This is a genomic window from Pseudomonas veronii (genome assembly GCF_001439695.1).
In the GTDB taxonomy this organism is placed as follows: Bacteria; Pseudomonadota; Gammaproteobacteria; order Pseudomonadales; family Pseudomonadaceae; genus Aquipseudomonas; species Aquipseudomonas veronii.
The window spans coordinates 25,237-38,798 of the sequence record NZ_JYLL01000047.1 but is presented as its reverse complement, the minus strand read 5'-3'; the positions used below and the strand labels follow the sequence as shown (position 1 = coordinate 38,798).

The following is a 13,562-nucleotide window of genomic DNA, read 5'->3' as shown; positions in this document are numbered from 1 at the left end:
TCAGCGCCGCACTACGTGCTGCCGCATCGACGTGAGGAGCGCGTTTATCCTCGGGCGATTCGGCTGAAATCACCGAAGTATCCGATCAGAAATAAAAATGCCAGTCAGCTTAACTGACTGGCATTAGCCCCTAGGGGCGCCTTTTTTATGTCAGTGCTGTAAGTGTGCTCTTGGTCTTGCGTAGTTCATTTCTGAAACAGTAAATCCGCCCCTGATTCCCCTTATACCTCCTGCGGCGCCTTCTTATAGTCGGCGGTCACAGTCACTTGGAGGTGGACGCGATGCAGGAGCCTTATGTGTTTATCGCCATAAAGGGCGTAGCCGTGGGCGCTTTAGGTAGCCACACCGGTGAGCAAATAGGCTCCCTCCTTTACAAAGTTTCAGGGAGTGGGCAATGACGCTTGAGTCCATGGGGATAGTCTCGGGGGTTATTATGATGCTGAGTTTCCCTATATCTTTTTATTCTATGTATACAAAGCTGGAAGAGGCCGAGAGCTATTTGCGGTTCAGCACATTTATAGTGATGTTCAAGCACATGTTCAAAGCCGGATTGTTTGAGGGGAGGATGAAGAGACTCTTCGCTGTCGCCCTTGTTATTCTTATGCCCGCGGCTTTTCAATGGAGACGTTTAGTACTCGTTGAAGATGTGAAAGCTATTCCCATAAGACTCAAACTCTGGATGGTCATGCCCTTCCTGCTCACACTGTTTTCCATCACTGGAATGGCCCTGTCATGGCTACTGACTACCTGACGGTCATATCAGGAAAAAAAGAGGAAGTTGGCTAACCTGCCCCCCACAATAACCCGCTATCGCGAGAGCTATAGCGGGTTTGGCGTTACGTCGGACGGGGCTACCGAAGCGGCAACATCAACGTAATCGGCGAAAGTCCCGGACACGGTATAAATCCTGCGTACTTGGTATAGAAACTCGACAGGCGTTCGTTCAGCGGGTGAACAATCATTGCGCTCGACCCAATCGTATTGGAGGCGCTGATTGCCCGTTCAACTGCATCCTGCAGCAGGTCGATGGCATAACCCTGGCCTTGAGCTTCTTGAGTAATCCCCATGCGCCCCAGCAGTGTCACTGGATGCACGCTAGGTGAGTTGCGTTGATGGCTTTTCGGAACGACGCTCTCGCGTGCGATGGAACCGCTCGACAGGGTGTAGTAACCCATGACGATAGCGGTGTCCTTGCGACAGACGACGTAAACAACGGCCTGTTTGGCCGCTTGAGCCTTACGCGCCTGCCTGTGCAGGTAATCGTTGATCGACTGTTCACCCGAATCGAACTGATCCAGGGAGTGTTCATCGTTCAGCCTTTCTGGGGCTTTTAGCTCCACCGTTTGGGTCTTTCTAGAAGTTGTTGTAGGCACTTGTTACCTCGGATCGGGTTGGCGTCCATGGCCTGTTCAAATGCGTCAAATGCAACGTCGTCGAGAAGGAACAGGCGCTTTTCCAGGATGACCTCTTCTGCTTTTTGACAAGCAGCCTCCAAGATAAAGCTGGTTCGATCGCGACCGGACATTGCCGCTGCCAAATCGATCAGGTTCCGTTTTTTTTCGTCCGCTCTCATGTTGATTGGAACGGGCTTGGATTTTTCAACGCTTTCAATGATTGCAGTCATGTTTCTGTCCCACCTTGGAATGGTTACGTTTTTGCGTGGAGGCCTCCTTATCGCGTTAGTGCGTCAAACTTCTGCTTAGTGTTTTGCATGGGGGGGATACCTTTGAGATGTCTCAGTGATTCGCTTAATGTGATCTGTCGTTTGGGAGATCTAACGTTTGATAGTTGAGGCCATGATGGTGGCCTCAGGGAGCATGCTACCGCGCCGTATAGCTAATGTCTACACGCGTGTATCTTATAGCTATACGTGTGTCAGTCCCATCACTCCCGCTCAGGAATACGCGACGATGCTGCTGAAGGAGGGACGCTGATGTCAGGAATAGTCGTTCCCTACCTGCTCGCGGGGATGGCCCTGTCATGGTTTCTGACGAACTGACGGTCAAAAGGGGAAGCGGTCTAATCCGCTTCCCCCTTTTTAGACGCGCAGTCATTTACAGACTTTCGAGAATGTCCGCCATGTCATCCGCATGCTCTTCTTCCTGAGCCAGGATTTCTTCGAACAGGCGGCGGGTGGTCGGGTCTTTGTCACCGATGTACTGGATGATTCCACGGTAGCTGTCGACCGCAATCCGCTCGGCGACGAGGTCTTCGTAGACCATTTCCTTCAAATTGTTGCCGGCCACGTATTGCGCATGGGCGTTCTTCGATAGCAGGTCCGGGTTGAATTCCGGCTCGCCGCCCAACTGCACGATACGTTCGGCGAGTTTGTCGGCGTGTTCGGCTTCCTGGGTCGCATGTTCGAGGAATTCTGCAGCGGCGATCTGCGCCTTCACGCCGCTGGCCATGAAGTAGTGACGCTTGTAGCGCAGCACGCAGACCAGTTCGGTGGCCAGCGAGGCATTGAGCAGGCGAATGATCTCTTCGCGGTCGGCGTTGTAGCCTTCGGTCACGGCGCCGTTTTCGACGTTCTGGCGGGCGCGTTGGCGCAGGGTCGCAACGTCAGTCAGGTTTGCTGCAGTCATCTCAACCTCCTGGGGCTAATCCGGTTTTACGCCACGCTCTGTCGGCGTGATCGTTCCAAGTTGTGAGTCGTGGGCGGGGCAAAAAGTTTTATTGGATTTGCCGGCAGATGTCATCAGCCCGTCGCCGGATTGGGTTAGCCTGCGCTCATCCTTTCTTGATCAAGGACGTTCGCTTCATGTCGCAGTCGTTAGCCACGCGTTACCCCTTGGTGCTGGTGCCGGGCATGCTGGGGTTTGTGCGCCTGGGATTGTTTCCTTACTGGTACGGCATCGTCCCGGCGTTGCGGGCCGGCGGGGCGCAGGTGTTTGCGGTGCAGGTGGCGCCGCTCGATTCCAGCGAGGTGCGTGGCGAGCAGTTGCTCGCGCAAGTCGAGCGGATTCGCCGCGAAACCGGTGCCGACAAGGTCAACCTGATCGGCCACAGCCAGGGTTCGCTCACTGCGCGCTATGCCGCGGCCAAATGTCCGCAGTGGATCGCCTCGGTGACGTCGGTGGCCGGCCCCAACCACGGTTCGGAGCTGGCGGATTATTTCCACACCCATTACCCCCGGGGCAGCGTCAAAGGCCGGATGGTCAGCGCGCTGTTTCATCTGGTCGCCGCCGTCATGAGCCTGCTGGAGACCGGCTACCGAGGCCCGCGCTTCAAGGCCGACCTGCATGCCTCGCACCAGTCGCTGACCAGCGCCGGCGTGGCGGTGTTCAATCGTGAGTATCCCCAGGGATTGCCGCCGACATGGGGCGGGCAGGGCGCCGCAGAGGTCAATGGCGTGCGCTATTACTCATGGTCCGGCACCTTGCAGCCGGGTAAGACCGATCGCGGGCGCAACCTGCTCGATGGCACGAATCGCAGTTGCCGCTTGTTCGCCCGCAGCTTCGTGCGCGAGAAAGGCCAGTGCGATGGCATGGTCGGGCGCTACAGCTCACACCTGGGGACGGTGATCGGCGATGACTACGCCCTCGACCATTTCGATATCGTCAACCAGTCGCTGGGGCTGGTGGGCAAAGGCGCGGAGCCGATACGCTTGTTCGTCGAGCATGCGCAGAGGCTCAAGGCGGCTGGGGTGTAGCAGATGCACCGCGTTTTCGTTCATCGGGGGCAAGCCCCCTCCCACAGTTGACCGAGGCGCCAGGGCGAACGCGGTCCACTGTGGGAGGGGGCTTGCCCCCGATAGCGATAGCTCAGGCAACGCCCAGCTTACGCCCGACTGGCGTAGTCCAGCGCTCCGACAAAATCACCCCGCCCAACGTCAGCAGCCCGCCCACCAGGTGATACAGCGCCAACGCTTCCTTCAATACCAGCGCCGCGATCAGCGCGGTAATCAGCGGCAGCAGGTTGAAAAACAACGTGGTGCGGCTCGGCCCCAGGGTTTTCACCGAGTGCATCCAGGCCAATGGTGCGAGCATCGAGGCCAACAGGCAGGCGTACAGCACCAACGGAATATTCGCCCAGCCCAACCCGGCTTTTGCCGAGTACAGAAACAGCGGAAACAGCACCACCACGGCCACCAGCACCTGCAGATACAGCAACACCAACGGCGGCAGGCGCAGCTGCCATTTTTTCAGCAGGGTACTGTAGACCGCGTAGGCCAGGGTGGCGACCAGCATCATCGCGTCGCCCAGGTTGACCCCGTGTTGCAGCAGCGTGCCCAGGCTACCGGACGACACCACCACCGCCACGCCAGCGAACGACAGCACCGCGCCGCTCAGCGCGCCGAAGGTCAGGCGTTGGCCGAGGCTGATGATCGCCGCCGTCAACGCCATCAATGGCATCAGCGACAGGATGATGCCCATGTTGGTGGCGCTGGTCAGCGACGCGGCGTAATAGGCCAGGCTTTGATACACCGCCATGCCCAGCACGCCGAGGATAAAAATCTTGCCCAGGTTCGGGCGGATGATCGGCCACTGGGCAATCACCGGCTTGAGCATGAACGGGGTAAACAGCAGCGCCGCGAGCAACCAGCGGTAGAAGCCGATTTCAGCGGGGAAGATCGAACCCACGGCCAGTTTGTTGACCACGGTGTTGCCGGCCCAGATGAAAATGGCCAGCAGGGGATACGCGTATTGCATTGAAAACAACCCAAGGTGTTGGTGAGACGGGAGTATGGCGCAGTACCGACGGGCGAACATCCGTAGTCGGTGAAGATGTTACAAGGTTTGGCTACACTCCTCCGTAGGCCGCGCCCTCCGGCGCGGTAACAGGGAGAAAACTCCATGAAGATGCTGCGAATTCCGTTGTTGATGATGGGCCTGCTGCTGTGTTCCCAAGGCTTTGCCGCTACCGCCCAGCAAAATAAAATGACCACCTGCAATGCCGAGGCCACCACCAAGACGCTCAAAGGCGACGAGCGCAAAGCGTTCATGAAAACCTGCCTGTCGGCGCCCGCCGCCAATGATGCGAAGACGCTGACCCCGCAGCAGCAGAAGATGAAAGATTGCAATGCGTCGGCGAAAACCAAGGCGCTGACCGGCGATGCGCGCAAGACGTTCATGAGCACCTGTCTCAAAGGCTGATCGCGCGTTCGCGCTCGCTGAAGATCAAATGTGGGCGGCTGGCTGGGCCCCCCGGTCTACCTGAAGGGCCAGCCCGCTCCCACGCTTGATCGCATTGACTACCGATCCACTCGCTTGATTCCCTCAAGGCTGGCAGACTGCCCATCCTTTAACGCCGTTCGTTTTGAGGCTGTATGCCAACGTTTTCTCAGCGTCACGTGTTATTGCTGGCCAGTTACATCATCATTTTCGGCGGATTACTGCTGGTTCTGCCGCTGAAGTTGCTGCCCAGCCTGCTGGCCGGGCTGTTGGTATTTGAACTGGTCAACATGCTTACCCCTCAACTGCAACGGCTGATCGAAGGTCGGCGTGCGCGCTGGCTGGCCGTGGCCTTGCTCGGCACCCTGATCGTCAGCGTGTTGACCCTGATCTTTGCCGGCGCGATCAGCTTCCTGCTCCACGAAGCGGAAAACCCCGGGGCCTCCCTCGACAAATTCATGGGCGTGGTCGACCGCGCGCGCGGCCAGTTGCCGCCGTTCCTCGACGCTTACCTGCCCGCCAGCGCCGCCGAATTCCGGGTGGCCATCGGCGACTGGATCAGCAAACACCTCAGCGATCTGCAATTGGTGGGCAAAGATGCCGCCCACATGTTCGTCACCCTGCTGATCGGCATGGTGCTCGGCGCGATCATGGCGCTGCAGCGCATCCCCGACCTGACCAAGCGCAAACCCCTGGCTGCCGCGCTGTTCGATCGTCTGCACCTGTTGGTCCAGGCGTTTCGCAACATCGTCTTCGCACAAATCAAGATCGCCGCCCTCAACACCGTGTTTACCGCCGTGTTCCTCGCCGTGGTGCTGCCGCTGTGCGGGATTCACCTGCCGCTGACCAAGACCCTGATCGTGCTGACCTTCCTGCTCGGCCTGCTGCCGGTGATCGGCAACCTGATGTCCAACACCCTGATCACCATCGTCGCGCTGTCGCTGTCGATCTGGGTCGCGGTGGCGGCGCTGGGGTATTTGATCGTGATCCACAAGGTCGAGTACTTCCTCAATGCGCGCATCGTCGGCGGGCAGATCAGTGCCAAGTCGTGGGAATTGTTGCTGGCGATGCTGGTATTCGAAGCCGCGTTCGGCCTGCCGGGGGTGGTGGCGGGGCCGATTTACTATGCGTACCTGAAGAGTGAGCTGAAGCTCGGCGGGATGGTCTGAGGAGGGAGGACACTGCTCTGCTGTAGGAGCGAGCTTGCTCGCGAAAAACCCAAGAGCACCGCGCGCCGTCAGACAGCCCGCGTTATCGTTGGTGTCCTTCGCGAGCGAGCTCGCTCCTACAGGGGGGCAGTGCGACGGTATCAGCTGCCGTAACGCTTGCTGGCCTCGATCGCCAACCCGCTGCCGATACTGCCGAAGATATTCCCTTCCACATGCCGCGCATTCGGCAGCATCGCCGAGATGCTGTGGCGCAGCGCCGGAATGCCGCTGGAACCGCCGGTAAAGAACACCGTGTCCACCTGCGCCACATCCACCGACGCGTCGGTGAGCAATTGGGTGACGCTGTTGCGCACGCGCTCCAGCAGCCCGTCGATGGCCGACTCGAACAACGTGCGGCTCAGGTCTACGCTCAAGCCCGGCTCAACCCGGTCGAGCAGCACATGACGGCTGTCTTCGTGGGTCAGCTGGATCTTGGTTTCTTCGACTTCCATCGCCAACCAGTGCCCGGCCCGCTGTTCGATCAGCTTGAACAGGCGGTCGATGCCGCCGGTGTCTTCGATGTCGTAGCGCATGCTGCCCAGGGCCAACTGGGATTTTTGCGAGTACACCGAGTTGATGGTGTGCCAGGTGGCCAGGTTCATGTGATGGCTGGTGGGCATGTACGCGCCGCTTTTCATGCGGCTGCCGTAGCCGAACAGCGGCATCATGCCGGCCAGCGAAAGTTGTTTGTCGAAGTCGGTACCGCCGATGTGTACGCCGCCGGTGGCGAGGATGTCGTCGTGGCGGTTGTCGTTGTGGCGACGGTCCGGCGACAGGCGCACCAGCGAGAAGTCCGAGGTACCGCCGCCGATGTCGACAATCAGCACCAGCTCTTCTTTTTCGATGGTGGACTCGTAGTCGAAGGCCGCGGCAATCGGTTCGTACTGGAACGAGATGTCCTTGAAGCCGATCTTGCGCGCCACGTCGACCAAGGTGTTCTCGGCTTCCTGGTCGGCCATCGGGTCGTCATCGACGAAAAACACCGGGCGACCCAGCACCACTTCTTCGAACTCGCGGCCGGCGGTGGCTTCGGCGCGGCTCTTGAGTTGGCCGATAAACAGCGCGAGCAAGTCGGTGAACGGCATCGCGGTGCCCAGCACGCTGGTGTCGTGCTTGATCAGCTTGGAACCCAGCAGGCTCTTGAGCGAGCGCATCAGCCGGCCTTCGTAGTTCTCCAGGTATTCGTGCAGCGCCAGGCGACCGTAGACCGGGCGGCGCTCCTCGAAGTTGAAGAACACCACCGACGGCAAGGTGATTTTGTCGTCCTCCAGCGCGATAAGCGTTTCCATGCCGGGGCGAATCCAGCCGACGGTGGAGTTGGACGTGCCGAAGTCGATGCCGCAGGCACGGGCTGGGGATGGGTTTTTCATGTCTATCGGGTTCCGGTTGAAAAACGGCCGCGCAGTGTATGCCACCCGCGTGCAGATGCGTAGGCCGACGATCTGTTAAATAGCCGGCGGCGCGCCTTGAAAGAGCGGGGTTTGCCCCCAACTTGTCCAGCATACGGTCGGCGGCTGCAAGGTTATTCGTGCGGTGCCGATAAACTACTCAGACGCATCCATCGGCTTGGGATTGAGTTCAGTCAATCCAAACGCTGCAAACCGGCGCATGCTGTGCCCTTGGCTGTGCGATATCGATGACGGAGGGTGACCCCCCAGATGGACTTTAAAGACTATTACAAGATCCTTGGCGTGGAGCCGACAGCGGACGACAAGGCGATCAAGGCCGCCTATCGCAAGCTGGCGCGCAAATATCACCCGGACGTGAGCAAGGAAAAAGACGCCGAAGCCAAGTTCAAGGACGCGTCCGAAGCCTATGAAGCGCTGAAAAGTGCCGACAAGCGTGCCGAGTACGACGAGTTGCGCAAATACGGCCAGCACGGCCAGCCGTTCCAGGGCCCACCGGGCTGGCAGAGCCGTGGCGGCTATGGCGGCGGCCAGGACACGGGCGACTTCTCGGACTTCTTCAGTTCGATCTTCGGCGGGCGCGGCGATGCGTTCGGCGGCGGTCAGCGCCGCAGTACCGGGCGCAAGGGCCAGGATGTGGAGATGCAACTGTCGGTGTTTCTTGAGGAGACGCTGTCGACCGAGTCCAAGCAGATCAGCTTCCAGGTGCCGCAATACGACGCCTCGGGCCGGCATGTCAGCAACACCACCAAGAGCCTGAACGTGAAGATCCCTGCCGGGGTGACCGACGGCGAGCGCATCCGCCTCAAGGGCCAGGGCGCGCCGGGCGTTGGCGGCGGGGCCAATGGTGATCTGTACCTGATCGTCAAGTTTGCGCCGCACCCCAAGTTCGAGGTCGAAGGCGAAAACCTGGTGATCACCGTACCGGTGGCACCGTGGGAGCTGGCGTTGGGCACCGAAGTCGCGGTGCCGACCCTGACCGGCAAGATCAACCTCAAGGTCCCGGCTGGCAGCCAGAACGGCCAGCGCATGCGCGCCAAGGGCCATGGCCTGCTGAACAAGAGTGGCCAGCGCGGTTACCTGTTCATCCAGCTCAAAGTGGTGATGCCCAAAGAAGCCACCGAGGAGGTGCTCGGGTTGTGGAAGGCGCTGGCCGACAGCGCCGCCTTCGATCCGCGCAAAGGCTGGAACGCCTGACCCTCCCGGGCGACTGTCTTGCAGAGTTCGGCCCAGGCCCGTGGGGGCCATGAATAAGCTGCTCATTTTTACAATGAGGCGCTATTCATGGCCCACGCTCAAGCCCCACTCCCTCCCGGCGATGGGGCGCCGCGCCAGCGTGGCGTAGGGCGCGTCAGAACAGAAAGTAGCGCTGCGCCATCGGCAGCACATCCGCCGGCTCACACCACAGCAACACGCCGTCGGCCTTGACCTGATAGGTCTGCGGGTCCACCTCGATGTGCGGCAGGTAGTCGTTGTGGATCAGGTCGGTTTTCTGCACGTCGCGGCAGCCCTTGACCACTGCGATCTGCTTCTTCAGGCCCAAGGCTTGCGGCAAGCCGGCGTCCGCGGCGGCCTGGCTGATAAAGGTCAGGCTGGTGGCGTGCAGGGCGCTGCCGAAGCTGGCGAACATCGGCCGGTAGTGGACCGGCTGCGGCGTGGGAATCGAGGCGTTGGCGTCGCCCATCAGGCTTGAGGCAATCGCGCCGCCCTTGAGGATCAGCGTCGGCTTGATGCCAAAGAACGCCGGCCGCCACAGCACCAGATCAGCCCATTTGCCGACTTCGATGGAACCGACGATATGGCTGATGCCATGGGTGATCGCCGGGTTGATGGTGTACTTGGCGATGTAGCGTTTGGCCCGGAAGTTGTCGTTGCCGGGGCCGTCGCCGGGCAGGGCGCCGCGCTGTTTTTTCATCTTGTCGGCGGTTTGCCAGGTGCGCGTGATCACTTCGCCGACGCGGCCCATGGCCTGGCTGTCGGAGCTGATCATCGAGAACGCGCCGAGGTCGTGCAGGATGTCTTCGGCGGCGATGGTTTCGCGGCGGATGCGGCTTTCGGCGAAGGCCACGTCTTCGGCGATGCTCGGGTCGAGGTGATGGCAGACCATCAACATGTCCAGGTGCTCGTCGATGGTGTTGCGCGTGAACGGCCGCGTTGGGTTGGTCGAGCTGGGCAGCACGTTGGGGAAGCCGCAGGCCTTGATGATGTCCGGTGCGTGGCCGCCGCCGGCGCCTTCGGTGTGGTAGGTGTGGATGGTGCGGCCCTTGAGCGCGGCCAGCGTGGTTTCGACGAAGCCGGACTCGTTGAGGGTGTCGCTGTGGATCGCCACCTGCACGTCGTATTGGTCGGCGACGTTCAGGCAGTTGTCGATGCTCGCGGGCGTGGTGCCCCAGTCTTCATGCAGCTTCAAACCGATGGCGCCGGCCTTGACCTGTTCGATCAACGGCTCCGGCAGGCTGGCGTTGCCCTTGCCGGTGAAACCGATGTTCATCGGGAACGAGTCGCTGGCCTGCAGCATGCGCGCCAGGTGCCACGGGCCGGAGGTGCAGGTGGTCGCGTTTGTGCCGGTGGCCGGGCCGGTGCCGCCGCCGATCAGGGTGGTGACGCCGCTGGTCAGCGCTTCTTCGATCTGCTGCGGGCAGATGAAATGCACGTGGCTGTCGATGCCGCCGGCGGTGAGGATCATGCCTTCACCGGCGATCACTTCGGTGCTGGCGCCGATGGCCATGGTCACGCCGGGCTGGATATCCGGGTTGCCGGCCTTGCCGATGGCGTGGATGCGGCCGTTCTTGAGGCCGACGTCGGCCTTGACGATGCCCCAGTGGTCGATGATCAGCGCGTTGGTGATCAACGTGTCGACCACTTCATGGGCGAGCAATTGGCTCTGGCCCTGGCCATCGCGGATGACCTTGCCGCCGCCGAATTTGACCTCTTCGCCATAGACGGTGAAGTCCTGCTCCACTTCGACGAACAACTCGGTGTCGGCCAGGCGGACCTTGTCGCCGACGGTGGGGCCGTACATGTCGGCGTAGGCTTGGCGGCTGATTTTCATGTGTGGTTGCCCTGAAAAATTTATGTTGAATGTGAGTCAGCTATCGGGGGCAAGCCCCCTCCCACATGGGAATGCGTTCCAACTGTGGGAGGGGGCTTGCCCCCGATGAGGCCCTAAAGATCGCCCATGATCCGCCCGGCAAACCCGAACACCCGCCGCCCACCGCCGAAGTCGACCAACTCGACCTCACGGCTCTGCCCCGGCTCGAAGCGCACCGCGGTGCCCGCCGGGATATTCAGGCGCATGCCGCGGCTCAATGCGCGGTCGAAGGTCAGCGCGTCATTGGTCTCGAAAAAGTGATAGTGCGAGCCCACCTGGATCGGCCGGTCGCCGCTGTTGGCCACGCTCAGGCTGACGGTGCGGCGGCCGACGTTGAGTTCGATGTCGCCAGGCTGGATCTGAAATTCACCAGGAATCATGCAGGTTGCCCCAGGGTCTTGTAGTAGATGGCGGTCGGGCTGTAGCGCCCGTCCGGGCTTTGGCAGTAATCGGGCAGTTCACCGACCTTGGTGTAGCGCAGCGCCTGGTAGAAGGCTTCGGCCTCGGAGCCGGCTTCGGTGTCCAGGTACAGCAGGCCGCGCTTGTGTTGGCGCGCGGCGAGTTCCAGGGCGTGCATCAACTGGTGGCCCAGGCCGTGGCGGCGGGCGCTGCTGTGGACCAGCAGTTTTTGCACTTCGGCGCGGTTCAGACCGTTGGCTTTCTGGCACAGCGCCAGTTGCACGCTGGCGATCACCCGCTCGTCGCGCACCACCACCCACAGCAACAGGCTGGCGTCTTCGATGCTCGCTTGCACGCCGTGCAAATACGCGCGGGCCTGGGCCTCATCGAAGTCGGCCATGAAGCCGATCGACGCGCCGTGCCTGACCGCATCCAGCAACAGCTCGATCAAGCCCTGGCGATAGTGGGCAAAACTTTCAGCATTGACTCGACGCAGTTGCGCGGCGTTCATCGATCTCACTCCTGGGGCGGTTCGGCGCCCGGATTCAAGGTCAGTTGCATAAAGGTCAGGTCGAGCCAGCGGCCGAATTTGATGCCCACTTGCGGCATCTGCCCGGTGGTGCTGAAACCCAGGCGCTCATGCAGGCGGAGCGAGGCCTGGTTGCCGCTTTCAATGGCGGCGACCATCACGTGTTTACCGCCGGCGCGCGCGCGTTCGATCAGGGTTTGCATCAGGCGTGGGCCGAGGCCTTTGCCGCGCTGATCGTTGCGCACGTACACCGAGTGCTCGACGCTGTAGCGAAAACCCTCGAAGGGGCGCCAGTCGCCGAACGAGGCGTAGCCCGTCACTTCGTGGTTTTCCACCGCGACCAGGATCGGGTAGCGCTGCGCCTGGCGCGCAGTGAACCAGGCCAGGCGGTTAGCCAGATCCACCGGCTGTTCGTTCCAGATCGCCGTGGTGTTCAGCACCGCGTCGTTGTAGATGTCGCGGATCGCTGGCAGGTCTTGCTCGGTTGCATCACGAATCATGGCTGGGCCTCACGCGATGGGTTGGTGGACGGTCACCAGTTTGGTGCCATCGGGGAAGGTGGCTTCCACCTGGATATCCGGGATCATCTCCGGGATGCCCTCCATCACCTGCTCGCGGCTGAGCAGGGTGGTGCCAAAGTGCATCAGGTCGGCCACGGTACGGCCGTCGCGGGCGCCTTCCATCAGCGCGGCGGAGATGTAGGCGATGGTTTCCGGGTAGTTGAGCTTCACGCCGCGCGCCAGGCGCCGTTCGGCAACTAAGCCTGCGGTGAAGATCAGCAGTTTGTCTTTTTCCCGTGGGGTCAGGTCCATGGTTCAAGGTCCTTCATAAAATGCATTCTTAAATACAATGGAGATCAAGTGTGGGAGGGGGCTTGCCCCCGATAGCAGAGTGTCAGGCAATGCATCTGTAACTGACCCACCGCCATCGGGGGCAAGCCCCCTCCCACATGTTGATCTTCATGTGCTCCAGATTCGCGGTGCCACGGCCTCTCGGCCCAGCACCGCCGGGCGCAACAGCCGCCATAAAGCAATCAACCAGCCCCGCGCCAGCAGCGCCTCGCTGGCCAGGCAGCGGGCGACCAGCAAGCCGGGCAGTTGGGTCAGGTCGCCGCGCACCGCATGGGGCAGCGAGCGGCAGTGTTCGAGTAATTCAGGCTCGATATCACCGGTCAGCAACAGGGTGGCGAATACCGGTTGTCCGTCCAGGCCGATCGGTGAGTCGAGCAAGCCATCGTCGCCCACAATGCGCTGGCGTTCGTGCCAGAGCAACTGGCCGTCGCGGCGGATATCCAGGTGCGATTGAAAGTGCCCGAGGTCGAAGCGCTCGCCGCTGGCCGGGCGGCCGAGGGCGACCACGTCCCAGTACAACAGCCGCGCATCGCCGTGCAGCGCGATGCGTGTGCTGAGTTCGGCCTGGGCGGCGCTGAACACGATGGTTTCCTGAGGCAGCCATTCCAGGGTGGCGCCGGCCTCGACGCTCAGCTCCAGTTGCTGAAACGCCGGGCCGCTGGCGCGGTACCACTTGGCCGCGCCAGGGCTGGTCAATTGCGCCCAGGCGCCCGCGGCGACGTGGGCGCGGATGTCCAGGCGGTCGCCGCCGGCAATGCCACCGGGCGGATGCACGATGATGTGCTGGCACACCTCGGGGCCTTCGGCGTACAGGTGTTTCTGCACGCGCAGCGGGCCGAGGTGGCGGCGCATCACCGGGCGCGTGGTGGCGCCGAAACGCGCGTAGCCGAGCTCCAGCTCGGCGTGCCAGCTGGGGGTGAACAGGGCAGTGGAAACGGGCAGGTTCATGGCGTGTGCTTATCGT

General features: G+C 61.4%; 16 protein-coding genes. 5 read left to right on the top strand and 11 right to left on the bottom strand.

The genetic code is table 11. The features are described 5' to 3' along the window. Positions 1-394 precede the first annotated feature (394 nt). Entirely contained in the window at positions 395-751 is a 357-nt protein-coding gene (locus TU80_RS29920; RefSeq protein ID WP_057006072.1) for a hypothetical protein, read from the top strand. 100 nt (positions 752-851) lie between these two features. Here the strand turns inward: TU80_RS29920 and TU80_RS29915 are convergent, their stop codons facing one another. The 3 genes from TU80_RS29915 to TU80_RS29905 form a co-directional block, all read right to left on the bottom strand. Continuing rightward, positions 852-1,340 carry a GNAT family N-acetyltransferase gene (locus TU80_RS29915; protein ID WP_046487345.1) on the bottom strand — a complete coding sequence of 163 codons (489 nt, stop codon included), beginning with the start codon at positions 1,338-1,340 and terminating at the stop codon, positions 852-854. Next, positions 1,331-1,624 (bottom strand): type II toxin-antitoxin system TacA family antitoxin, encoded by a 294-nt coding sequence (locus tag TU80_RS29910; RefSeq protein ID WP_057006071.1) that lies wholly within the window; start codon positions 1,622-1,624, stop codon positions 1,331-1,333. The genes TU80_RS29915 and TU80_RS29910 overlap by 10 nt, the downstream gene beginning before the upstream one ends. Before the next feature lie 430 nt (positions 1,625-2,054). Then, on the bottom strand, positions 2,055-2,585 hold the full coding sequence (locus tag TU80_RS29905) for a ferritin-like domain-containing protein (protein ID WP_057006070.1): 531 nt from the start codon (positions 2,583-2,585) through the stop codon (positions 2,055-2,057). A 176-nt stretch (positions 2,586-2,761) separates the two neighbouring features. Between TU80_RS29905 and TU80_RS29900 the strand changes: the two genes are divergently transcribed. Further along, the gene (locus tag TU80_RS29900; protein WP_057006069.1) at positions 2,762-3,652 is read left to right on the top strand and encodes an esterase/lipase family protein; all 891 of its coding nucleotides are present in this window, start codon (positions 2,762-2,764) and stop codon (positions 3,650-3,652) included. Positions 3,653-3,764: 112 nt separating this feature from the next. On the opposite strand, the gene TU80_RS29895 is transcribed toward TU80_RS29900, so the two are convergent. After that, on the bottom strand, positions 3,765-4,652 hold the full coding sequence (locus TU80_RS29895) for a DMT family transporter (RefSeq protein ID WP_057006068.1): 888 nt from the start codon (positions 4,650-4,652) through the stop codon (positions 3,765-3,767). Positions 4,653-4,796: 144 nt separating this feature from the next. Here TU80_RS29895 and TU80_RS29890 point away from each other — a divergent pair, with 144 nt between their 5' ends. Both TU80_RS29890 and TU80_RS29885 read left to right on the top strand, forming a co-directional pair. Continuing rightward, complete coding sequence (locus TU80_RS29890; protein WP_017849707.1) at positions 4,797-5,096, top strand: PsiF family protein; 300 nt, start codon at positions 4,797-4,799, stop codon at positions 5,094-5,096. 173 nt (positions 5,097-5,269) lie between these two features. Then, positions 5,270-6,283: an AI-2E family transporter gene (locus TU80_RS29885; protein WP_046384871.1), complete on the top strand. Its 1,014-nt coding sequence runs from the start codon at positions 5,270-5,272 to the stop codon at positions 6,281-6,283. Between the two features lie 140 nt (positions 6,284-6,423). On the opposite strand, the gene TU80_RS29880 is transcribed toward TU80_RS29885, so the two are convergent. After that, positions 6,424-7,692: an Hsp70 family protein gene (locus TU80_RS29880; RefSeq protein WP_057006067.1), complete on the bottom strand. Its 1,269-nt coding sequence runs from the start codon at positions 7,690-7,692 to the stop codon at positions 6,424-6,426. Positions 7,693-7,980: 288 nt separating this feature from the next. On the opposite strand from TU80_RS29880, the gene TU80_RS29875 reads away from it, so the two are divergent. Then, on the top strand, positions 7,981-8,925 hold the full coding sequence (locus TU80_RS29875) for a DnaJ C-terminal domain-containing protein (protein ID WP_017849704.1): 945 nt from the start codon (positions 7,981-7,983) through the stop codon (positions 8,923-8,925). Between the two features lie 154 nt (positions 8,926-9,079). Here the strand turns inward: TU80_RS29875 and ureC are convergent, their stop codons facing one another. From ureC to TU80_RS29845, 6 genes are all read right to left on the bottom strand, one after another. Then, positions 9,080-10,780 carry an urease subunit alpha gene (gene ureC / locus TU80_RS29870; protein ID WP_057006066.1) on the bottom strand — a complete coding sequence of 567 codons (1,701 nt, stop codon included), beginning with the start codon at positions 10,778-10,780 and terminating at the stop codon, positions 9,080-9,082. 113 nt (positions 10,781-10,893) lie between these two features. Further along, on the bottom strand, positions 10,894-11,199 hold the full coding sequence (locus TU80_RS29865; protein ID WP_017849702.1) for an urease subunit beta: 306 nt from the start codon (positions 11,197-11,199) through the stop codon (positions 10,894-10,896). Continuing rightward, positions 11,196-11,729, bottom strand: coding sequence for a GNAT family N-acetyltransferase (locus TU80_RS29860; protein ID WP_017849701.1), 534 nt, complete (start codon positions 11,727-11,729; stop codon positions 11,196-11,198). The genes TU80_RS29865 and TU80_RS29860 overlap by 4 nt, the downstream gene beginning before the upstream one ends. 5 nt (positions 11,730-11,734) lie before the next feature. Further along, on the bottom strand, positions 11,735-12,247 hold the full coding sequence (locus tag TU80_RS29855) for a GNAT family N-acetyltransferase (RefSeq protein ID WP_046384868.1): 513 nt from the start codon (positions 12,245-12,247) through the stop codon (positions 11,735-11,737). Between the two features lie 9 nt (positions 12,248-12,256). Next, positions 12,257-12,559, bottom strand: coding sequence for an urease subunit gamma (locus TU80_RS29850; RefSeq protein ID WP_010213535.1), 303 nt, complete (start codon positions 12,557-12,559; stop codon positions 12,257-12,259). 147 nt (positions 12,560-12,706) lie between these two features. Further along, positions 12,707-13,546 (bottom strand): urease accessory protein UreD, encoded by an 840-nt coding sequence (locus TU80_RS29845; RefSeq protein WP_057006065.1) that lies wholly within the window; start codon positions 13,544-13,546, stop codon positions 12,707-12,709. Positions 13,547-13,562: the final 16 nt, after the last annotated feature.